This window comes from Pseudomonas sp. V88_4, assembly GCF_029967985.1.
Taxonomy (GTDB): domain Bacteria; phylum Pseudomonadota; class Gammaproteobacteria; order Pseudomonadales; family Pseudomonadaceae; genus Aquipseudomonas; species Aquipseudomonas glycinae.
Genome location: NZ_JASCAF010000001.1, coordinates 211,223 through 232,974, shown reverse-complemented (window position 1 = coordinate 232,974; position 21,752 = coordinate 211,223). Strand labels below are relative to the sequence as shown.

Annotated in this window: 18 protein-coding genes; 6 read left to right on the top strand and 12 right to left on the bottom strand. The window is 61.3% G+C overall.

Going from position 1 to position 21,752, the window contains the following annotated elements:
* Window positions 1–3 precede the first annotated feature (3 nt).
* The 6 genes from QLG12_RS01110 to QLG12_RS01085 are packed head-to-tail and all read right to left on the bottom strand — an operon-like array spanning window position 4 to window position 6,723.
* Complete coding sequence (locus tag QLG12_RS01110) at window positions 4–1,335, bottom strand: DUF58 domain-containing protein (protein ID WP_197870349.1); 1,332 nt, start codon at window positions 1,333–1,335, stop codon at window positions 4–6.
* Entirely contained in the window at window positions 1,332–2,333 is a 1,002-nt protein-coding gene (locus QLG12_RS01105) for a MoxR family ATPase (RefSeq protein WP_197870351.1), read from the bottom strand. Before QLG12_RS01105 ends, QLG12_RS01110 begins: the two co-directional genes overlap by 4 nt.
* The gene (locus QLG12_RS01100; RefSeq protein WP_282473741.1) at window positions 2,330–3,496 is read right to left on the bottom strand and encodes a DUF4350 domain-containing protein; all 1,167 of its coding nucleotides are present in this window, start codon (window positions 3,494–3,496) and stop codon (window positions 2,330–2,332) included. Before QLG12_RS01100 ends, QLG12_RS01105 begins: the two co-directional genes overlap by 4 nt.
* The gene (locus QLG12_RS01095) at window positions 3,493–5,037 is read right to left on the bottom strand and encodes a DUF4129 domain-containing protein (protein ID WP_282473740.1); all 1,545 of its coding nucleotides are present in this window, start codon (window positions 5,035–5,037) and stop codon (window positions 3,493–3,495) included. The genes QLG12_RS01100 and QLG12_RS01095 overlap by 4 nt, the downstream gene beginning before the upstream one ends.
* The gene (locus QLG12_RS01090) at window positions 5,024–6,001 is read right to left on the bottom strand and encodes a stage II sporulation protein M (RefSeq protein WP_282473739.1); all 978 of its coding nucleotides are present in this window, start codon (window positions 5,999–6,001) and stop codon (window positions 5,024–5,026) included. Before QLG12_RS01090 ends, QLG12_RS01095 begins: the two co-directional genes overlap by 14 nt.
* Window positions 5,998–6,723, bottom strand: a complete 726-nt coding sequence (locus tag QLG12_RS01085; RefSeq protein WP_282473738.1) for an RDD family protein — start codon at window positions 6,721–6,723, stop codon at window positions 5,998–6,000. Before QLG12_RS01085 ends, QLG12_RS01090 begins: the two co-directional genes overlap by 4 nt.
* 180 nt (window positions 6,724–6,903) lie before the next feature.
* Here QLG12_RS01085 and sbcB point away from each other — a divergent pair, with 180 nt between their 5' ends.
* Window positions 6,904–8,334, top strand: a complete 1,431-nt coding sequence (sbcB, locus tag QLG12_RS01080; protein WP_236193625.1) for an exodeoxyribonuclease I — start codon at window positions 6,904–6,906, stop codon at window positions 8,332–8,334.
* Between the two features lie 100 nt (window positions 8,335–8,434).
* Here the strand turns inward: sbcB and mvaT are convergent, their stop codons facing one another.
* Window positions 8,435–8,812 carry a histone-like nucleoid-structuring protein MvaT gene (gene mvaT, locus QLG12_RS01075; RefSeq protein ID WP_007951234.1) on the bottom strand — a complete coding sequence of 126 codons (378 nt, stop codon included), beginning with the start codon at window positions 8,810–8,812 and terminating at the stop codon, window positions 8,435–8,437.
* Between the two features lie 339 nt (window positions 8,813–9,151).
* Between mvaT and purU the strand changes: the two genes are divergently transcribed.
* Window positions 9,152–10,000 (top strand): formyltetrahydrofolate deformylase, encoded by an 849-nt coding sequence (gene purU, locus QLG12_RS01070; protein ID WP_011335666.1) that lies wholly within the window; start codon window positions 9,152–9,154, stop codon window positions 9,998–10,000.
* Window positions 10,001–10,093: 93 nt separating this feature from the next.
* Window positions 10,094–10,270, top strand: coding sequence for a hypothetical protein (locus QLG12_RS01065; RefSeq protein ID WP_007951232.1), 177 nt, complete (start codon window positions 10,094–10,096; stop codon window positions 10,268–10,270).
* Here the strand turns inward: QLG12_RS01065 and QLG12_RS01060 are convergent.
* From QLG12_RS01060 to QLG12_RS01045, 4 genes are all read right to left on the bottom strand, one after another.
* Window positions 10,254–11,252 (bottom strand): lysylphosphatidylglycerol synthase transmembrane domain-containing protein, encoded by a 999-nt coding sequence (locus QLG12_RS01060; protein WP_282473737.1) that lies wholly within the window; start codon window positions 11,250–11,252, stop codon window positions 10,254–10,256. The genes QLG12_RS01065 and QLG12_RS01060 overlap by 17 nt on opposite strands.
* Entirely contained in the window at window positions 11,249–12,025 is a 777-nt protein-coding gene (locus tag QLG12_RS01055; protein WP_197870365.1) for a polysaccharide deacetylase family protein, read from the bottom strand. Before QLG12_RS01055 ends, QLG12_RS01060 begins: the two co-directional genes overlap by 4 nt.
* Window positions 12,018–13,130, bottom strand: coding sequence for a glycosyltransferase family 1 protein (locus QLG12_RS01050; RefSeq protein ID WP_282473736.1), 1,113 nt, complete (start codon window positions 13,128–13,130; stop codon window positions 12,018–12,020). The genes QLG12_RS01055 and QLG12_RS01050 overlap by 8 nt, the downstream gene beginning before the upstream one ends.
* Window positions 13,131–13,287: 157 nt before the next feature.
* Entirely contained in the window at window positions 13,288–15,177 is a 1,890-nt protein-coding gene (locus tag QLG12_RS01045; protein WP_282473735.1) for a methyl-accepting chemotaxis protein, read from the bottom strand.
* 187 nt (window positions 15,178–15,364) lie between these two features.
* Between QLG12_RS01045 and QLG12_RS01040 the strand changes: the two genes are divergently transcribed.
* Window positions 15,365–16,852 (top strand): helicase HerA-like domain-containing protein, encoded by a 1,488-nt coding sequence (locus QLG12_RS01040; protein WP_282473734.1) that lies wholly within the window; start codon window positions 15,365–15,367, stop codon window positions 16,850–16,852.
* A 10-nt stretch (window positions 16,853–16,862) separates the two neighbouring features.
* Here QLG12_RS01040 and QLG12_RS01035 read toward each other — a convergent pair whose 3' ends face one another.
* Window positions 16,863–17,318 (bottom strand): DciA family protein, encoded by a 456-nt coding sequence (locus tag QLG12_RS01035; protein ID WP_197870373.1) that lies wholly within the window; start codon window positions 17,316–17,318, stop codon window positions 16,863–16,865.
* Between the two features lie 307 nt (window positions 17,319–17,625).
* On the opposite strand from QLG12_RS01035, the gene secA reads away from it, so the two are divergent.
* Together secA and argJ are read left to right on the top strand one after the other, a co-directional pair.
* Window positions 17,626–20,364: a preprotein translocase subunit SecA gene (secA, locus tag QLG12_RS01030; protein ID WP_197870375.1), complete on the top strand. Its 2,739-nt coding sequence runs from the start codon at window positions 17,626–17,628 to the stop codon at window positions 20,362–20,364.
* Between the two features lie 122 nt (window positions 20,365–20,486).
* Entirely contained in the window at window positions 20,487–21,704 is a 1,218-nt protein-coding gene (argJ, locus tag QLG12_RS01025; RefSeq protein WP_179693960.1) for a bifunctional glutamate N-acetyltransferase/amino-acid acetyltransferase ArgJ, read from the top strand.
* Window positions 21,705–21,752 lie beyond the last annotated feature (48 nt).

The window sequence follows — 21,752 nt, the reverse complement described above, 5'->3', positions numbered from 1 at the left end:
GCTCTAGAGCGTTCCGCTTTTTTTCCAAGCCAGATACCGCGATACCAATTCGGCTCCGAGTTTCGATGGTCGAATGTCCAGCGCCGGCACACCATGAGTAATCAACTGCTCATGGAGCCCGGCCCGGTAATTGATGTATTCCACCGTCCCGCAGTACGCCAGTGCTTCTGGCAAGGTTTGTACGGATTTGTCCCGCACGTCTTCAAGTGCTTCCTCGTGCAGGCTTGCAACCAGAACGCGGTGTTGCTGGTTCAAACGTATGACAGCACTCAGCAGTTCTTCATCATCCTTATCCCGCACATTGGTCACCAACACCACCAGCGCCCGCCGCTTCTGCCTCGCCAGCAACTGATTCACCGCCGCCGGATAATCCGCCGAACGCCGGGTGCTATCCAGATCGTAAACACCGTTGAGCAACACCTTGAGCTGCCCCGCACCTTTGATCGGTGCAATAAATCGCGGCTGATCACTGGCAAAGGTCATGAATCCCACCGCATCCCCCTGCCGCAACGCCACATGACTCAACAGCAGACACGCATTCAACGCATGATCGAAATGCGACAGGTCCCCATCCTGACTGCGCATCTGCCGCCCGCAATCGAGCATGAAAACAATCTGTTGATCCCGCTCGTCTTCGTACTCCCGGGCAATCGGTGTGCGATGGCGGGCGGTGGCTTTCCAGTCGATCTGGCGCAGGCTGTCGCCTTCGCGAAACTCTCGTAGTTGGTGAAATTCCATTCCCTGGCCTCGGCGTTGGCGCTGGCGCACGCCGAGCCGGTTCAGCCAGTTGTCGACCGCCAGCAGTTGGCCGCCGTAGAGGCGGGCGAAGTCGGGGTAGACGCGGGTCTGGTCGGGGATGTTCAGCAGGCGTTTGCCGGACCACAGGCCGAAGGGGCTCGGCAGGTTGAGCTCGCAGGTTTCGAAGCAGAAGTGGCCGCGCTTGAGCGGGCGCAGGCGATAGCCGATCAGGCTGCGCTGGCCGGGTTGCAGCTCGGTGGCGAGCGGCAGGTTTTCAAAGTCCAGGCCATCGGGGATGTGATCGAAGATTTGAATCTTCAGTGGTTGCGGGAAGTCGTGTTCGACCTCCAGCCGCACTTCGCTCCAACGACCGAGTGCCAGGCTGCCGGGCATTTGTCGGTGTACCCGAGGCGACGGCAGGCGCCTGAGGCGCAGCGCGTCCAGCAGGCTCAGTGCAAACAGCGCCAGCAACAATCCCCAGTTGATCGACAGCAGACTCGCAGGCACCTCGACGTCCAGCGCCTGCAAAGCGCCCAGCACAATGCCGATGGCCAGCAGGAGCGCCAGCCAAATTAACAGCAGGCGCGAGGGTTTCACAGGCGCGGCGCCGGGATCTGGTCGAGCAATTGCTGAAGGACTTGATCGACTTGCAGCCCTTCGATGTCCAGCTCCGGTGCAAGGCGTACACGATGGCGCAAGACCGCCAGTGCGCAACCCTTGATGTCGTCGGGAATCACGAATTCGCCGCCGCGCAACAGGGCGCGGGCGCGGGCGCAACGGACCAGTGCGATTGAGGCCCGTGGCCCGGCGCCGAGGGTCAGCCCCGGCCAGGTGCGGGTGCTGCGCGCCAGGCGTACGGCGTAATCGAGTACCTGATCGTCCAGCGGCAGATCGCTGGCGATGCGTTGCAGGGCCTGCACGTCCTTGGCCTGCAACACGGTGCGCAGCGGTTGCACATCGAGCATGTCGGCGCGGGTCGAGCGGCTGACCTGACGCACCATGTCCAGCTCCTGGTCGGCGTCGGGGTAATCCATGCGCACCTTGAGCATGAAACGGTCGAGTTCGGCTTCCGGTAGAGGATAAGTGCCTTCCTGTTCGATCGGGTTTTGCGTGGCGAGCACCATGAACGGTTGGGCGATCGGCAGGGCACGGCCTTCGAGGGTGACCTGACGTTCCTGCATCGCTTCGAGCAGGGCGGCTTGCGTCTTGGCCGGGGCGCGGTTGATCTCGTCGGCCAGCAACAGGTGGGTGAACAACGGGCCTTTGCGCAGTTTGAATTGCTCGGTCTGCAGATCGTAGACCGCGTGGCCGGTGACGTCGCTGGGCATCAGGTCCGGGGTGAACTGAATGCGCGCGAACTCGCCACCGAAGCATTTTGCCAGGGCGCGAACCAGCAGGGTTTTGCCGAGGCCGGGAACGCCTTCGAGCAGCACGTGACCGCCGGCGATCAGCGCGGTCAGCACATCGTCGATCACCGGGTTCTGGCCGATCAGCGCCTTCTGCAATTCGCCGCGCACCGCTTGGGCCAACTGGCTGGCGCGCTGGCGTTGCTGGGCCACGTGGCTGGGTGAGCCGGGTTCGATGTGTTCGGTCATAGCGTGTTCCTCAAGGCTTGCAGGTGGGCGACCTGACGGCAGAATTCGGCTCTGGACATTCGTCGGTTCGGTGCCGGGCTCAGGGCCTGGCTGATGGCACGGGTTGGTTGGCGGGTCAGGCGCGACAGAACCAGCCATTGTTCGGCGACATTCAGTTGGTCGAAACCGGGATGACGGTGACGGGCACGGCGCAGGAGGTCCTGCTGCAAAGTTTGCAGCAAGGTCTGCTGGCCGTTGTGACGCAGGACGAAAGCGGCACTGGCGCGCAGGTGTTCCATCAACTGCCGACGATCGCTGGGGGCGGGCGTCTGCACCGGGCCGTGACGCACGCCGACATGCCACAGCCACAAGCCGATCAACGCCAGCAGGGCGACAATGGCTTGCGGGAAATAGCACCAGAGCAGGGTCAGCAGACCGTCGTGTTCGGTGTTGTACAACAAGGTCACGGCGGTGTCGGCGCTGAGGTACCAGAGCAGCCAGGCATTGTCGTGCTGCGCAATCGCCGGGGTTTTCCACAGATCGGCATCGGTGACCACGGTGATCGTGCCGAGGCCGAAAGCCAGTTGCATCATGTGCGTGGCTTTCGCGCTGTTGGCCCAGGCCTGGGCGAGGTTTTTCGGGTCGTCGAGGTGGAACGCGGTGTCGAATCCGGCGTAGGCGGGTGCGTCTTCGTCTTCCAGATAGAGTTTGGTCAGATTCGGGAACGGGTCTTCGGCGGCATCCGGCGGCGGATCCTTGAGATCCTTGCTGAAGGATTGACGCAGTTGCACGCGGTCGAGCAGCAGGTCGTTGCTCTGGCCGGTCTTTTCATCCCAGATCGATTCGGCGACGAACACCAGCCTTCCGCCGGCCCGGGCCCAGTTCAATACCTGGTCAACCTGACGCGGAGTCATTTTCGAGCGGTCGTTGAACATCAGCAACGTGTGCTGGCGCGGATCGATTTCAGGTAACACGGCGAGGCTTTCAGCATGGGTGACGTCGATCCCGCGCTCGCGCAGAAATATCTCCGCCGCCAGATAAGGGTTGGCTTGCGCGGCGGGAGACGGGCCGTGATCGACCTCGGCCTGGTAAGGCGTGGCCTTGAGGTACAGATAAATGCCCAGCGCAGCGAGCAGGGCGACGATCAGCGCACCGCCCGCAAGCCAGAGCGCGCGCCGGTTCAACGGGCGGCTCCGTGGCCGAACAGGGAGCGCCAGCCATCACACAATTCCTGTTGCAGATGTGCCGCCGGTACGCGGTGCCCGTAGGCCATGTTCTGCCAATGGCCGGTGAGGTGACGGCTGTAGACGAGCAGATCCGGACGCTGCAACTGTTCGATCCGGGCCAGCACTTCGTTTTCGGTATCGGCGGGTTTCAGGGTCAGGTTGAAATCGTGCAGCAGATGACAGAGCAGTGCCCGGTACAAAAGACCCAACGCCGCACGCGGCTCGGTTTGCCAGAGCTGTTCCGCGTGGCTGGCGATGTCATCGGGCAGGCTTTCCATTTGCAGATCCAGACCGAAGGCTTGTTGTGGGAAGGGCCTTTTGATCCTCTCGGGCAAATGCGGGCGGCGGCCGCCGAAGGTTTGCAGAAAATCCCGATAACGCCAGATCAGCCAGCCAGCCCCGGCGATCGCCGCGCCCCACAGCACGACTTCGATCGCCTTGGCCAGGCCGTCGAGGTGTCGCCCGTTCAGCCAGTCGAGCAGTGTTTTCAACCATTGCGGTGCTTCGCCTTCCCTGGCTTTTTCGGCGGCAGCTGGATCTTCGCCGAAGCGATAACGGGTGACGGTTTCCTTGTTCTTAAATGGTGGTTGTTCGAGCAAGGCCTTGATGCTGTTGCGGGCCGCCACGCTGGTCAGCGGCTGGTTCAACAGACGCGGTGCATCAGGCGCAGTGGCAGGTTCGGCAGCCCAGGCTGAGGGCAACCCCGGCAACAGCAGACATACCACCAGCAGCAAGCCGATTGCGCTGCTGTTCAAACGCTGGCGCAAGCGGCGGAACACCAGTTCGATGTCCCAGGCTTCGAGGACGGTGCGGCGGTTCAGATACAGGCTGAACCCGCAGGCGACATACACCGGTTCCCAGATCACCAGGATCAGCGCATAGAACGTATTGGTCAGATGCTCCAGCCAGCGCCATTCGTGGTCGGCCGCGAAGATCAGGCTTTGCCAGTCCCAATCGGTTTCGACCTGTTGCGGCAGAAGCAGGTAGAACAACACCATCAGGCCGATCCACAGCGCCGTTTCCAGATGCACGCCGATGATCGTCAGCCACTGCGCGGCGCCGGCATTGCGTTGCAGCAGTACTTGCAAGCGCTGCTGGCGCGCCGTGCCGTCGAGGCCTTCGAGTTGCAGCACCGGTAGCAGGAAGCTGCGGCTCAGGCTGAACCGGCGCCAGGTCAGGCTGGCGATGAGTTGCGGCTTGAGCAGGCGCGGCCATTGGCGCAAGGCCTGTTTCAAGGTGGGTGTTTCGCCGAACAGCGCCTTGGACAGGATGTACAGCGGCAAGCGTTCGTAGGCCGGTTTCAGCCACCAGAAGATGAACACGGCGAGTGACGGCGAATCCCACAACAACAGGCTGAGCACCGCGAACAGCGGCAGGGTGACGATGGCCCAACTGGTCATCAGCAGGCGCCGATGTTGCTGGCTCATGAGCACGCCCAGGTCCATGGCTTCCCAGGTGGTGCGCGGACGGATTGCCACGGTAGCGTCACTCAGGCGCATGGCGGGACCTTCCGACGAACAGCAGATAGAGCACCACGCAGAGCCAGAGCCCGGCGCCGACCAGGTATTTGGTCTGCGGCGAAACCCCGGTGCGCGACGACCAGTAGGCTTCGATAAATGCGGCGATCAACAGGAACAGCATCACGCCACAGATCAGCAGGATGCTCCGGCGCGCCGCAATCTGCAGCGCCTCGATTCGTGTAAGGCGTCCCGGCGCAATCAACGCCCAGCCCAGTTTCAGCCCCCCCGCGCCGGCCAGAACAATCGCGCTGAGTTCAAATGCCCCGTGCCCGATCACGAATGACCAGAAGGTCTGGCCGAAGCCGATTTCACTCAGGTGCCCGGCCACCGCGCCGATGATCAGGCCGTTGTAGAACAGGAAAAACGCGCTGCCCACTCCCAGCAGCAAACCACTGGCGAAGGTCTGAAAGGCAATGCCGATGTTGTGCATGATGTAGTAGCCGAACATCACCCAGTCTTCGCTCGCCGCGCGTTCGGCCGAACGCCCGAGGTGGCCGGCGACCGGGTCGTACATGCTTTGCATCTCGCGGACCTGCTCGGCCGGGATCAGGCTGTAGATCAATTCGGGACTCAGATACACCAGCACCCCGAAACCGATCAGGCTGCCGAAGAACAGCAGGGCGGCGGCCAGCACGAAGCGCCATTCGGCGCGCACCAGTTGTGGAAACCCGGCCAGGATGAAACCCGGCACGTTCGCGCCGATCCGGCTGCGATGCCGGTAAAGCTGTTGATGACCGCGCAGCACTTGCTGTTGCAGGGAGTCGACCAGAAAACTGCTGTAGCCGCGTTCCTGCGCCAGGGCCAGATGCTGGCAGAGGCGCCGATAAGCCTTGGGAAATTCCGCCACCTGCGAGGTGCCCTTGCCGCGTTCCAGGCGTTCGAGAGCAAGCGTGAAACGCTCCCATTCGGCCTTGTGGCGGGATTCGAAAAGGCTTTGCTTCATGTCGGCCCCAGCAGGCCGCGAGCGATGCCGTTGAGCTCACCGACGGCTTTCGGCGCGCTGATGTGCAGCGGCTGAGCGAGCAATGCAGCGAGTTCATTGACCCGCGCCGTCGAAAGCTCGCTCTGGCGCTCGGCGAAAGCGAGCAGGGCACGTTGTTCAGTCAGAGTCAGCGGGATCGGTGAGCGGCGGGGGTCGGCATCGGGTAATTGCGGACGTTTGAGCGGGCGTTCGCTGTAGATCACCAGCGTGCCGGCCGCGATGTCGCCGAGGCGTTTGAAGGTCGGGTGTTGCAGGCAACTGATCGCACCGAGGAAATAGCCGAACGGCATCAGGTCGACAAAGCGCAGCAGGTTGCGCAACAGGGAGGCCGGCCAGCCGACCGGCGTGCCATCGTCGTGCACCACCCGCAGGCCCATCCATTGTTTCCCCGGCGAGCGGCCCTGACGCAGTACTTCGAACAGCACCATGTACCACCAGCTCACCACGAACAGCAACAGTGAGCCCAGGCCGATGCCGAGCTTGCCGAGCAGCGCCAGCACCATGAGCAGCAGGCCCAGAAGCAGCCCGCGCAACCCCAGATCGATAGTGAATGCCACGGCGCGCACCATCAGGCCGGCGGGGCGCAGCGGCAGGTCGATGCCCTCCGGCGTTTCGACCTGGTGCCGCGTGTCCAGTGGCGGGGCCAGCGATGCTTTCCTTGGCGGTGCTGTGGTCTCGAGCATGGGCTACCTGATGTTGCCGGATCGGGATGCAAGTGCGTCCGATGCTAGCAGTCTCTCGGGGGGAAACGACATAACTATGTCATACACATCCTTCAACCAAAGGTGACTGAATGATGCGGTGCTGGCCGCGACGGCGCTTGAACGCCTAGACTTTGCCGATCTTCAGTTCAGGAACCGCCCGTGACTTCCATCTTCTGGTACGACTACGAAACCACCGGCATCAATCCCCGATGCGACCGCCCGTTGCAGGTGGCCGGGATCCGCACCGACCACGAACTCAACGAAATCGACGCGCCGGTCAATCTCTACTGCCAGCCCAGCGAAGACATCGTGCCGCACCCGGCGGCGTGTGCGATCACCGGCATCACGCCGAGTCGTCTCGCCGAACAAGGCTTGAGCGAAGCCGAGTTCATGACCCGGGTTCATACTCAGCTCGCCGCCCCCGGCACCTGCGGCGCGGGATACAACACCCTGCGCTTCGACGACGAGATGACCCGCTACAGCCTGTACCGCAATTTTTTCGATCCCTATGCCCGTGAATGGCAGGGCGGCAACAGTCGCTGGGATCTGATTGATGTAGTGCGCGCTGCCTACGCATTGCGCCCCGATGGTCTGGTCTGGCCGACCGATGATGAAGGCCGGGTGACGCTCAAGCTCGAACGCCTGACCGCTGCCAATGGCATTGATCACGGCAACGCGCACGAAGCCTTGTCGGACGTGCGGGCCACCATTGCCCTGGCCCGATTGATCCGCGAGAAACAGCCGAAGCTGTATGACTGGCTGTTCCAGCTGCGCAGCAAACAGAAGGTGATGGACCAGATTCGCCTGTTGCAGCCGATGGTGCACATTTCCGGTCGCTTCTCGGCTGCGCGCAGTTATGTCGGCGTGGTGCTGCCGCTGGCCTGGCATCCGCGCAACAAGAACGCGTTGATCGTGTGTGATCTGCACCTTGATCCACAGGGGCTACTCGACCTGGATGCCGAAACATTGCGTCAGCGCCTGTATACCCGGCGTGACCAACTGGCCGAAGACGAGTTACCGGTGCCGCTCAAGCTTATTCACATCAACAAGTGCCCGGTAGTGGCGCCATTGTCGGTGTTGCGTGCTGACGATCAGCAGCGCCTGGGTCTGGACATGGCGTTGTATCAGGCGCGCGCCTTGCGACTAAGTGACGCACAACAAGTTTGGAAAGATAAAGTCTCGGCGATTTATGCCAGCGAAGATTTCACCTCGAGTGAAGATCCCGAACAACAGTTGTACGACGGATTTATCGGTGATCGTGATCGTCGTTTATGTGAGCAAGTGAGGGCGACCGATCCTGGCCAATTGGCGCGAGAGCAATGGCCGTTCGATGACGAACGTTTGCCTGAATTGTTGTTTCGATATCGAGCACGTAACTTTCCCGATACGTTGAATTTCGAAGAGCAAGAGCGCTGGAGAATCTTTTGCCGGCAGCGCTTGTCCGAGCCGGAGTGGGGCGCGCCTAATACCTTGAAATCTTTTGCCGAGGCCATGGAGCAATGGCTGCTTAGTGCTACGCCGATGCAGGCCGAGGTGCTGGTTGAATGGCAGAACTATGTCCAGGCATTGCGCAAACGTTTGGATCTTTGAAATCGAACATGTCCGGCGCTTGAATGCCGGGCATAAAAAACGCCAGCATTCGCTGGCGTTTTTTTATGTCACAGAAGCGCTCTGCGACACGGGTTGTGGCTTAGCCCAGCAGGGTAGCCCAGCCTTCAACCACGTCACCGCCCCACTTGGCTTTCCACTCTTTCAGAGTTTTGTGGTTGCCACCTTTGGTTTCGATGACTTCGCCGTTGTGCGGGTTTTTGTATTGTTTAACTTTGCGAGCACGCTTGGTGCCGGTAGTTTTGGCTGCGCCGCCACGTGGTGCTTTGGTTTTGGACTCTGGATCCAGCAGCGCGATGATGTCGCGCAGGGATTTGGAATATTCGCCCATCAGTGTGCGCAGTTTGCCTTCGAATTCCAGCTCGGCTTGCAGTTTGTCGTCTTGCGACAGGTTCTTCAAACGGGCTTGCAGCTCTTTGATAGCTTCTTCGGTGGCACGATATTCGTTGATCAAGGACATGATTACTACCTTATGTGGGAGTGCGCGATGGCAGGGGACAGTGCTGCAATAATAGTCAGGCTGTTTCATCAAGTAAACATTTAACCGGGGTTTTTATTTGAATTAGTTACGTTGAAAAGCCCTGAATTGAATGTTCAGTTAAATATTGTGATGGAGTCTTCACAGATATTCACACAGGGCTGTTCAAGCATGGCTATTGCAGCGCCATCATTCTGGCGTTCGCGAGCGTCAAAAAAGCTGCGACGGGGTGCCGTAAGCCTCCGAGGGTCATCATTACTGCAGTTTTCCCGCGCAGTCGCTAGAATGGCGGCCTTTGCGAAGTTCTGGAGTTTCCCCCTCATGCGCACTTTTCGGTTGGTGATTTCTTGCCCGGACCGCGTTGGCATCGTTGCCAAAGTCAGTAACTTTCTGGCGGCCCACAATGGCTGGATCACCGAAGCGAGCCACCACTCGGATAATCAGGTTGGCTGGTTCTTCATGCGTCACGAAATCCGTGCCGATTCCCTGCCTTTCGGTATCGAGGTATTGCGCGAAAAGTTTGCACCGATCGCCGAAGAGTTCTCGATGGACTGGCGCATCACCGACACCGAGCAGAAAAAACGCGTGGTGCTGATGGCCAGCCGTGAATCCCACTGCCTGGCCGACCTGCTGCATCGCTGGCACAGCGATGAACTCGATTGCGAGATCTCCTGCGTGATTTCCAACCACGACGACCTGCGCAGCATGGTCGAGTGGCACGGCATTCCTTATTACCACGTGCCAGTCAATCCGCAGGACAAGCAACCGGCCTTTGATGAGGTATCGCGTCTGGTCAAACAGCACGACGCCGAAGTCGTGGTGCTGGCGCGCTACATGCAGATCCTGCCGCCGGACATGTGCCGCGAATACGCGCACAAGGTCATCAACATTCACCACAGCTTCTTGCCGTCGTTCGTCGGTGCCAAACCGTACCACCAGGCCTCGATGCGTGGCGTGAAGCTGATCGGTGCGACTTGCCATTACGTGACCGAAGAGCTGGATGCCGGCCCGATCATCGAGCAGGACGTGGTACGTGTCAGCCACAGCGACAGCATTGAAGACATGGTGCGTTTCGGCCGTGACGTCGAGAAGATGGTGCTGGCCCGTGGCCTGCGCTATCACCTGGAAGACCGCGTGCTGGTGCACGGCAACAAGACCGTGGTGTTCTGATCAGACCTTTCGGTTGAAAAACAAAGGGCCTGGGCGTTCAATCGCCTCAGGCCCTTTTTTTATGACTTGTTGCAGCCCTGTAAGGAAGCGTTCATGAGCGATCCACTGGACAAAGCCACTTCCAAAGCCCCTGCCACCCTCGGCGAAGGCTGCCTGAGCCGCTATGACCCGGATGACCTGAGTCCGGAGGACGGCACGGAGTTTCCCGGCGCTGCCGAACTGTGGGAACAACTCAAGGACGAAGAGGATGACCTCAAGAAGCCTGTCTGACGCTCAGCAGCTTTTTCAGCAATGGCCGGCCCAGCATCAGTAGAAACACCGGGCCACCGACCAGCAGATAGAAGTAATACGTCACCACCCGCCAGATCAGGATTGCCGCCGCCGCGGTCGATTTGCCGACCATCGGCGCCAGCAGCGCCGCCGAGGTCAATTCCGCTGCACCGGCCCCGCCCGGCAGCAGGCTGAATTGCCCCGCCCCCAGCGAAAGCATCTGGATCAGAAACGTCCAGGCCCACTGCACATCCGCCCCCAGCCCGCGCAACGCCAGATACAGCACGCTATATCGCAATGACCAATGCACGCAGGTCAGGACGAAAACTTTGATCAATGTCTGCCACGGCAACTTCAGCGCATCGGTGAACGCGGCCAGAAAGTGCAGCAACTGCCGCGCCCAGCGCCGTCGGGTGCGGGGTTCGACGTTCATCCCGGCCAACAGGCGTCCGCTCAGGCGGATCAAACGACGGTGATAGCGCGCGACCAATATGCAGCTGAGCAAGCCCCCGGACAATGACACGGCGCTGACAATCAGCAGCCATTCCATACGGTCGCTGAGATGCTGGAACAGCGCGTAGATCAGGATCCCGCTGAGGGCGCAGAGGAAGAACAGCAGATCACTCAACTGATCCATCGCAAACACTGCACTGCCCCGGGCCGGGCGCACGCCGCTGCGGGCCAGCAGCGCCATGATCGTCAACGGCCCTCCGCTGCCGCCGGGCGTGGCGCACCAGGCGAATTCGGCCGCCATCACCACCCCAAGGCTTTTGACCGGTGTGACCCGATCACGCTGATCGCCGAGCAACAGCCGCAAGCGCAAGGTGTTGATGCCCCAGCACAGCAGCACCATGGCGAACATGATCAACAGCCAATTCAGCGGGAAAGCCTGCAGGCGCTCCCAGGTCTCGCCGCCGCCAAGCAGGACAGGAACCGCCACGGCCACCAGCAGGCCGATCAGCAGCAGAATGCCGCGACTCAAGCGGCACGCTCGGCTTGCGTGCGCTGGCGTGTCAGCCAGTCGATTTTGGTCATTGGGATGCGCCCGTCCGCCAGCAGTCGTTCAAGGGTGCGCCACCAGTAATCCCGGGAAAAACGGTGGCGCATGTCCACCGGGTGCAAGCCTAGACGAATCACCGGCGCCTGACGCCAGCGCTGCTCACGCTGTTCGCTGACGATCCTCGATATCCCGCGACGCCAGGCGCTGCGAGCACTCCAGACCAGTCCCGGGGCCTCGACCGCAGTGAAATCCGGCAGGTGATAAAGATGTTGCGGATCGCTGGTGTAGCGCAGTGGCAATTCGCGCAATGCCTGGCGTGTGCCGGCGCTCATCAGCCAGGCCGGGGCAACGAAACCATGCAGTGGCCAGCGATGGCGTCGGAACAGATCGATGCCGAGGCTCAGGCGGGCGAGGGCGGCTTCACGGGACAGTTGATAAAACTCGCCTTCATGGGTGTAGACCCGGCGCATGAACCAGTCGCGTGCAGTGCGCGGACCAGGCTCGGTGTCTTCATGGAAATGGCCGTGCAGCGCCAGTTCATCGCCGCGGGCGACGCGCTCGTCGAGCATTCGACAGAACTCCGGGTGGGCCTCGAGGGCATCGTGTCGATGGAAATCCGGGACCACCAGCCACGTCATCGGGACGTTGCCCAACCGGTCAACGGCTTCGACAAATTCTCGATAATCGGCCCACGTGGAGGGTGCCACGTCATGCAGCACCAGCATTAACGTCGGGCGCTCGTGAGATTCAGCCATTGGCCACCCGAGGAACCGAATCGCCGAGTACGGCGTGGTAGTGGCCCAGCAGGCTGTCGACCACCGTGTCCCAGGCGTAATGCCGCTCCACGTGCTGGCGTGCCTGTTGACCAAGTACGCCAGCCCCGCGACTGAACAGCTCACGCACGGCATTGGCCATGGCTTGCGCATTGTTCGGCGCGCAGAGCAGGCCACAGGATTCGCTGACGATTTCCTCGAACGCCCCGGCCGCCACCGCCACCACCGGAATGCCGCAGGCCATGGCCTCCAGGATCACCAGGCCGAAGGTTTCCTGATCGCCGGCATGAATGAGCGCGTCGGCACTGGCCATCAGCCGCGCGACCTGTGGGGCCGGGCAGAACCGGTCGATCACGCTGACGTTGTCCGGGACGGACGCCGGCATCGATGAACCGACCAGCAGCAAGTGATAACGCGAGCCCAGGCGCTTCATGCAGTCGAGCAGCACCGGCAGGTTTTTCTCCTTGGAGCCCCGACCGGCGAAGATCAACAGGCGCGAGTCCTCGGCGATCCCCAGTTCGCTACGCAGCGCGGCGTCGCGGGCATCGGGGTGGAAGGTCTGAAGGTCAACGCCCAACGGTTGCACGAAGACATTACGCACGCCCAGCCCGCTGAGCTTGTCGGCCATGACCTGGCTGGGCGCCAGCACCCGGTCGAAATTGCCGTACAACTTGCGCACATACGCATCGACATTCGGCGTGACCCAGTGGCCCATGCGGTTGCCCACCAGCAGCGGCAGGTCCGAGTGATAGAAACCGATCACCGGCACATCCAGTTGTCGCCGTGCATCAAGCGCGGCCCAGGCGGTGAGGTAAGGGTCGCCGACTTCGATCAGATCGGGTTGCAGATCCTGCAGTACGTTTCGCCAAGGGGCCAGTCGCAAGGGGAACCGATAGCCTTTGCCGAAAGGCAGGGCGGGGGCGGGGACCGTGTAGACGCCATCATCTTCACCGAAATGCGCGCCGGGTATCAGCAGGCTGTGGCGGATCCCGGGCTTCACACCCAGGCGCCGGTGCTTGGCATCCAGATAGGTGCGCACGCCGCCGCTGGCCGGGGCGTAGAACATGGTGATGTCAGCGATATGCACGGTGAACGTCCCTCCGCGTTGATCTCCCTTGGTTGACCTTTATCAAGAATAGATGTTCGGTCGGGGTTTCGCGGTGGGGTGCAAGGCCGGTTTCGGAGGGATGTTGGTCGTCTTCGTCGGACAGATGTGAACGACGAAGACGACCGGCAGAACGGCTTTAAATCCGGAAGCTGCCAACCAGTTGCTTCAAGCGCGAAGCCTGCTGTTCCAGATCCGAGCAAGCACGCAATGTCGCCTGCAAGTTTTCGACACCTTCCTGGTTCAGCGTATTGATCTCGGTGATATCCACGTTGATCGACTCGACCACGGCAGTCTGTTCCTCGGTCGCGGTGGCCACCGACTGGTTCATCCCGTCGATTTCACCGATGCGCTGGGTCACGCTGTTCAGGCGCTCGCCGGCGAGGTTGGCAATCTCTACGCTGTCCTGGCTGTGGCGCTGGCTGTCGCTCATGGTGCTGACGGACTCGCGGGCGCCGACTTGCAGCTCCTCGATCATGGTCTGCACCTGTTGCGCCGATTCCTGGGTGCGGTGGGCGAGGTTGCGCACTTCGTCCGCCACCACCGCAAAACCACGACCGGCTTCACCGGCACGGGCCGCTTCGATGGCGGCGTTGAGCGCCAGCAGGTTGGTTTGCTGGGAAATGCTGGTGATCACTTCCAGGATCTGGCCGATGTTCACGGTCTTGCTGTTCAGCGATTCGATATTGCTGCTCGAAGCGCTGAGCATGCTCGACAGTTGGTTCATGGCCTTGATGCTGCGCTCCACCACTTGCTGACCGTCTTCGGCCAGGCCACGGGCGTCGCTGGCCTGGGTCGAGGCTTGTGCGGCGTTGCGGGCGATTTCCTGGGCGGCGGCGCCGAGTTGGTTGATGGCGGCGGCCACGCTGTTGGTGCGCGAGGCTTGCTGGTCGGAGTTGTACATCGACGAGTTGGACGCTGCGACCACTCGCAGGGCGACTTCGTTGACCTGGCCGGTGGCCGACGACACTTCGCGGATCGAGCCGTGGATACGTTCGACGAAACGGTTGAACGCCGTGCCGAGCACGCCGAACTCGTCCTGGTTCTGGATGGTCAGGCGTTTGGTCAGGTCGCCTTCGCCATCCGCAATGTCTTCCATGGCGCGGGTCATCACGTGCAGCGGCTGGATCAGAATGCGGATCAGCATGCCGAGCAGGGCGATGATGATCGCCACGGCAATCGCGGTCGCGATCACGGCCGAAGTGCGGAATTCGCTGAGCATCGAGAAGGCTTTGTCCTTGTCCACCGACAAGCCGATATACCAGTTCACCGACGGCAGACCCTTGATCGGTGTGAAGTTGACGATGCGGGTCTTGCCATCGACGGTGACTTCACTGAAATCGCTACTGATGCGCGGGGTGTCCTGCGGATAGGCTTCCTTCAGTGATTTCATCACCAGCGCCTTGTCCGGGTGCACCAGAATCTTGCCGTCGGCGCTGACCAGAAACGCGTAGCCCATGCCGGAGAAATCCCGGGCGCTGAGGGTGTTGATCAGGGTTTGCAGGCTCAGGTCGCCGCCCACCACGCCGACACTCTGGCCAGCCTTTTTCGCGGCGGTGGCGATGGAAATGATGGTCTGGCCGGTGGCCGCGTCGATGTACGGTTCGGTCAGGGTCGAGGTGCTGCTGCTTTCGGCACCTTTATACCAAGGGCGAACACGCGGATCGAAACCGTCCGGCATCTTCGCATCCGGGCGGATGGTGAAGTGCCCGGTAGCGTCGCCGAGGTAGGACGCCATGAAGGTCGAGGTCAGGGCTTTCTGTTCAAGCAGACTGGCGACGGCGGCGGGCTCGGGATTGATGGCGATATTCTGGGCCGCGTTCTCGATCAGCAGGATGCGCCCGCCGAGCCAGGTCTGAATGTTGTCGGCGGTGACCTCGCCCATCTCGTTGAGGTAATTGTCCAGGTCCTCGCGGATCGCATTGCGCTGCAACCAGTCGTTGTACAGCGTGAACGAGGCGAAGGCGGCAATGACGATGAGGGCGGCGGCAAGCAAAATTTTATGGCTGAAACGCAGATTTTTGTTCATGGCTTGGGGTTCCGCTAAGGTCTTAATGTCCAGGGCGTGCTTTTATAAAGGCACGCAAAATGGGCAGGGGTGAAAGCGCACTGATATTTCCGTCTCTCCTTAGGGAAATCTCAGACCTGACTTTTGATCGGGTCTCTCACTCTCTCTATCGGCCATGCTCGACAAAGATTAACCATTGGGTGACCAAATGCCTGACTCCTCGCAACTCGTAATCGGCGCCGACCTCGCCGGGCAACCGATCGCCCAGGCCATGCGCCTGGCCAACCGTCACGGACTGGTGGCCGGGGCTACCGGTACCGGCAAGACCGTCACCTTGCAGCGCCTGGCCGAGGCGTTCAGCGACGCCGGGGTCGCGGTGTTCGCCGCCGACGTCAAGGGCGACCTGTGCGGCCTTGGTGCTGCCGGCAACCCTCAGGGCAAGATCGCCGAGCGCATCGCCGGCATGCCGTGGCTCAATCACAAGCCTCAGGCGTATCCCGTGACCTTGTGGGACATCCACGGTCAGTCCGGTCATCCGCTGCGCACTACGTTGAGTGAAATGGGCCCGCTGCTGATCGGCGCCTTGCTGGAACTGAGCGACAGCCAGCAGTCGGCGCTGTACGCAGCGTTCAAGGTGGCGGATCGCGAAGGCCTGTTGTTGCTGGATCTCAAGGATCTGAAGGCACTGCTCAATCATCTCAAGGACAATCCGCAGCTGCTGGGCGAAGACGCGGCGCTGTTCACCACCGGCTCCAGTCAGGCGCTGTTGCGGCGTCTGGCCACGCTGGAGCAGCAGGGCGCCGAGGCGTTGTTCGGCGAGCCGGCGTTGCAACTGGAAGACATTCTGCAGCCGACCGCTGACGGTCGCGGACGCATTCATCTGCTGGATGCCAGTCGTCTGGTGCATGAGGCGCCGAAAGTCTATGCAACGTTCCTGCTGTGGCTGCTGGCCGAGCTGTTCGAGCAACTGCCTGAGCGTGGCGATGCCGACAAACCGTTGCTGGCGCTGTTTTTCGATGAGGCGCATTTGTTGTTCGGTGACACGCCCAAGGCATTGCAGGAGCGGCTTGAGCAAGTGGTGCGGCTGATTCGCTCGAAAGGTGTGGGCGTGTATTTCGTCACCCAGTCGCCGGGCGATCTGCCGGACGATGTGCTGGCGCAACTGGGGCTGCGGGTCCAGCACGGCCTGCGCGCATTTACCGCCAAGGAGCAGAAATCCCTGCGGGCGGTGGCGGATGGCTTCCGGCCGAATCCGGCGTTCGACACATTGTCGGTGCTCACCGAACTCGGGATTGGCGAGGCCCTGGTCGGCACCTTGCAAGAAAAGGGCACGCCGGAAATGGTGCAGCGAGTGTTGGTAGCGCCGCCGCAATCGCGCATCGGGCCGTTGACCGAGACTGAGCGCACAATGCTGATCGCCGGTTCGCCGTTCAAGGGCCGTTATGACAAACCGATCGATCGCGAGTCGGCCTATGAAATCCTGATGGGCCGCAAGGGGCTGGCGCCGGAGGCTGAAGTGGCGCCTGGCAAACCGGTCGCTGAAGAGCCAAGCCTGGCGGACAGGGCCGGAGAATTCCTCGGCACGGCGGCGGGACAGGCGCTCAAGTCGGCCATGCGCCAGGCAGCGAATTCGCTGGGTAAACAACTGGTGCGCGGCCTGATGGGGTCATTGCTCGGCGGCAGCAAGCGCCGCTGATCAACAAGGCTCAGGCCTTGGGTTTGGCGTGGGCGGCCAGTCGTTCGAGTGCCGCCCGCAGGTTTGGGTCGCTGATCCCGTCGGCGGTGGCCTGGATGGTCGCCGCCGCATCCGTCGACAGGTCGATCGTCGGCCCGTTCGCCTCGCGCTGGAGGGTCGGTGGCCGCACGGCGAACTTGATCCGCGTCAGATTGGCGAACTCGTCGAACATCTGCAGTTGCCGTTGCAGACGTTTCTGCTGATAGCGCAGACGCGTGGCCCAATGACCGTCGGTGACGATCAGCAATAGTTCGCCTTCGCGCCACTTGGCGACGTGGCAGTGTGCACGGGCGGCGGGTTGCAGTTGGCTTTCGAGCAGACGTTGCAGATGAGCCAGGCGCTGGGCGTGACCGAGGATGGCTTTCAACGGCCTGGCTTCGCGTAGCAGAACGGCGGGCGCTCTGGCTGTAAGAGGGCGAAATGCCATGATCTAGAACCTGAAGTTGCAGAGGCGCCATGGTAGCAGATAGCACCCATTTCACTCGCCCATTGCTTTTGTCCCTGCTTTGCCCATTAAATCAACGACTAACTTCTTTCCTGTACGGCTTGAAGTTGAGCAAAACGCCCCTATTTTAAGTGAGCCCCGTCAAAGCGCAGTGCCAGCATCGTGGAATATCCCCACTTTCCTCACCACCGTTTCCGGGTAGAATGCTCGTTCGCATGCGGCCATGAGGGCTGCACGGGCGACTCACGGGGCCGCCCTCCATCCCTTTAGTGTGGAAGATCCTGCCGATATGTTTGCGCCTTTGTTAAAGAAACTTTTTGGAAGCAAGAACGAGCGTGAAGTCAAACGCATGCTCAAGACGGTGCAGCTCGTCAATGCCTTCGAAGAGAAGATGGTCGCCCTCTCGGACGATCAACTGCGCGCCAAGACCGCAGAGTTCAAAGACCGCATTGCCAAGGGGGAGACCCTTGATCAGCTGTTGCCGGAAGCCTTTGCGGTTGCCCGCGAAGCCGGCAAGCGGGTCATGGGCATGCGCCACTTCGACGTCCAGCTGATTGGCGGCATGACCTTGCACGAAGGCAAGATTGCCGAAATGCGCACCGGTGAAGGCAAGACCCTGGTGGGTACCCTGGGCGTTTACCTCAACGCGCTGTCCGGCAAGGGCGTGCACGTTGTGACCGTGAACGATTACCTGGCCCGCCGCGACGCCAACTGGATGCGTCCGCTGTATGAATTCCTCGGCCTGAGCGTCGGCATCGTGACGCCTTTCCAGCCGCCGGAAGAGAAACGCGCCGCCTACGCCGCCGACATCACCTACGGCACCAACAACGAATTCGGTTTCGACTACCTGCGCGACAACATGGCGTTCAGCATGGAAGAGAAATTCCAGCGCGAACTCAATTTTGCCGTGATCGACGAAGTCGACTCCATCCTCATCGACGAAGCGCGTACCCCGCTGATCATTTCCGGTCAGGCCGAGGACAGCTCCAGGCTGTACATCGAGATCAACAAGCTGATCCCGAAACTCAAGCTGCACGTCGAAGAAGTCGAAGGCGAAGTCACCCAGGAAGGCCATTTCACCGTTGACGAGAAGACCCGTCAGGTCGAACTCAACGAAGCCGGTCACCAGTTCATCGAAGACCAACTGACCAGCATCGGCCTGCTGGCCGAAGGCGAGAGCCTGTACTCGGCGCACAACCTGAGCCTGCTGACACACGTCTACGCCGGTCTGCGTGCGCACAAGCTGTTCCATCGCAACGTTGAATACATCGTGCAGGACGGTCAGGTCGTACTGGTCGACGAACACACCGGTCGTACCATGCCCGGCCGTCGTCTGTCCGAAGGCCTGCACCAGGCCATCGAGGCCAAGGAAAACCTGAACATCCAGGCCGAGAGCCAGACGCTGGCATCGACCACGTTCCAGAACTACTTCCGTCTGTACAACAAGTTGTCCGGCATGACCGGTACCGCGGACACCGAAGCGTTCGAATTCCATCAGATCTATGACCTGCAAGTCGTCGTGATCCCGACCAACAAGCCGTTGGCCCGTAAGGACTACAACGACCTGGTGTTCCTGACCGCCGAAGAGAAATACGCGGCGATCGTCAATGACATCAAGGAAAGCATGGCCGCCGGCCGGCCGGTGCTGGTGGGTACTGCGACCATCGAAACCTCCGAGCACATGTCCGCATTGCTCGAAAAGGAAGGCATCGAACACAAGGTTCTGAACGCCAAGTTCCACGAAAAAGAAGCTGAAATCATTGCGCAGGCCGGTCGTCCCGGCGCCCTGACCATCGCCACCAACATGGCCGGTCGTGGTACCGACATCCTGTTGGGCGGCAACTGGGAAGTTGAAGTCGCGTCGCTGGAAAACCCGACCCCTGAGCAGATCGCTCAGATCAAGGCCGACTGGCAGAAGCGTCACCAGCAAGTGCTGGAGTCCGGCGGCTTGCAGGTGATCGCGTCCGAGCGTCACGAATCCCGTCGTATCGACAACCAGCTGCGTGGCCGTGCCGGCCGTCAGGGTGACGCCGGTTCCAGCCGCTTCTACCTGTCGCTGGAAGACAGCCTGATGCGCATCTTCGCCTCCGACCGGGTGAAGAACTTCATGAAAGCCCTGGGCATGCAGCCTGGCGAAGCGATCGAGCACCGCATGGTGACCAACGCCATCGAGAAGGCACAGCGCAAGGTTGAAGGCCGCAACTTCGACATTCGCAAGCAACTGCTCGAGTTCGACGACGTCAACAACGAACAGCGTAAAGTGATCTATCACATGCGCAACACGTTGCTGGCCGCGGACAACATCGGCGAAACCATCGCTGATTTCCGTCAGGACGTCCTGAACGCCACCGTCAGCGCGCACATTCCGCCGCAATCGCTGCCAGAGCAGTGGGACGTGGCCGGTCTGGAAGCGTCGATCGCCAGCGACTTCGGCGTGAAGCTGCCGATCCAGCAATGGCTCGACGAAGACGATCACCTGTACGAAGAAACCCTGCGCGAGAAGCTGATGAACGAGCTGATCGCCGCGTACAACGAAAAAGAAGACCAGGCTGGCGCCGAAGCCCTGCGCTCGTTCGAGAAGCAGATCGTGCTGCGCGTTCTGGACGACCTGTGGAAAGACCACCTGTCGACCATGGATCATCTGCGTCACGGCATCCACCTGCGTGGTTATGCGCAGAAGAACCCGAAGCAGGAATACAAGCGCGAGTCCTTCACGCTGTTCTCCGAACTGCTGGATTCGATCAAGCGCGACTCGATCCGTGTGCTGTCGCACGTTCAGGTTCGCCGCGAAGATCCGGCCGAAGAAGAGCAACGCCTGCGTCAGGAAGCCGAAGCGCTGGCCGCGCGCATGCAGTTCGAACACGCCGAGGCTCCTGGCCTGGAAGCGCAACCGGAACTGGTCGGTGAAGAGGTCGACGTGGCCCTCGCTGCCGCGCCGGTTCGCAACGAGCAGAAGCTGGGCCGCAACGAACTGTGCTACTGCGGTTCGGGCAAGAAATTCAAGCATTGCCACGGGCAGATCCAGTAAACCCCGTTTCAATCGCTGAAATACCCGCGCCGCGACCGGCACCAGCCGTCGCGGCGTTTTGCCATTTACACCACCGTCACTACGCTTGGCGGTGCTGACATCATTGAGTAAGGAGCGCATTCATGGCTGTTGGTCTTGGTCCTTTGCCAACGTTGCACCCGGTTGCCGGTTTTGAACTCGGTATCGCTTCGGCCGGCATCAAGCGCCCGGGGCGCAAGGATGTCGTCGTGATGCGTTGCGCCGAAGGTTCTACCGTGGCGGGCGTGTTTACGTTGAACGCTTTCTGCGCAGCGCCGGTGATCCTGGCCAAGAAGCGCGTGCAGAACCCGGTGCGTTACCTGCTGACCAACACCGGCAATGCCAACGCCGGTACCGGCGAACCGGGGCTTGCCGCTGCCGAGCGCACCACCGCCAAACTGGCCGAGCTGACGGGCGTGGATGCCAGCCAGATCCTGCCGTACTCCACCGGCGTGATCGGCGAGCCGCTGCCGGTCGAGAAGATCGAAGGCGCTCTGCAGGCCGCGCTCGACGATCTGTCGGAAAACAACTGGGAAGCTGCCGCCACCGGCATCATGACCACCGACACGCTGCCAAAAGGCGCCAGCCGTCAGTTCCAGCATGACGGCGTGACCATCACCGTCACCGGCATCAGCAAGGGCGCAGGCATGATTCGTCCGAACATGGCGACCATGCTCGGCTACATCGCGACCGACGCCAAAGTCTCTCGCGATGTGCTGCACAACCTGATGCTGGACGGCGCCAACAAGTCGTTCAACCGCATCACCATCGACGGCGACACCTCGACCAACGACTGCTGCATGCTGATCGCTACCGGCAAGGCCGCACTGCCGGAAATCACCCGCGCCGAAGGCGAGCTGTTCGCCAAGCTGAAGCAGGCCGTGTTTGAAGTGTGCATGGACGTGGCCCAGGCCATCGTGCGTGACGGCGAAGGCGCGACCAAGTTCGTGACCGTTGAAGTCAACGGCGGCGGCAATCACCAGGAATGCCTGGACGTCGGCTACACCGTGGCCCACTCGCCGCTGATCAAGACCGCGCTGTTCGCCTCGGACCCGAACTGGGGCCGCATCCTCGCCGCCGTCGGCCGTGCCGGCGTGCCGGACCTGGATGTGAGCAAGATCGACGTGTTCCTCGGCGAGGTGTGCATCGCCAGCCGTGGTGCCCGCGCCGCGACCTACACCGAAGCCCAGGGCTCGGCAGTGATGCAGCAGGAAGAAATCACCATCCGTATCGAACTGGGTCGCGGCGATTGCAGTGAAACCATCTGGACCACCGACCTGTCCCACGAGTACGTGAAGATCAACGCCGAATACCGCACCTGATCCCTGCCGAAGAAGGAGGTCTGCGGACCTCCTTTTCTTCTGTCCCAT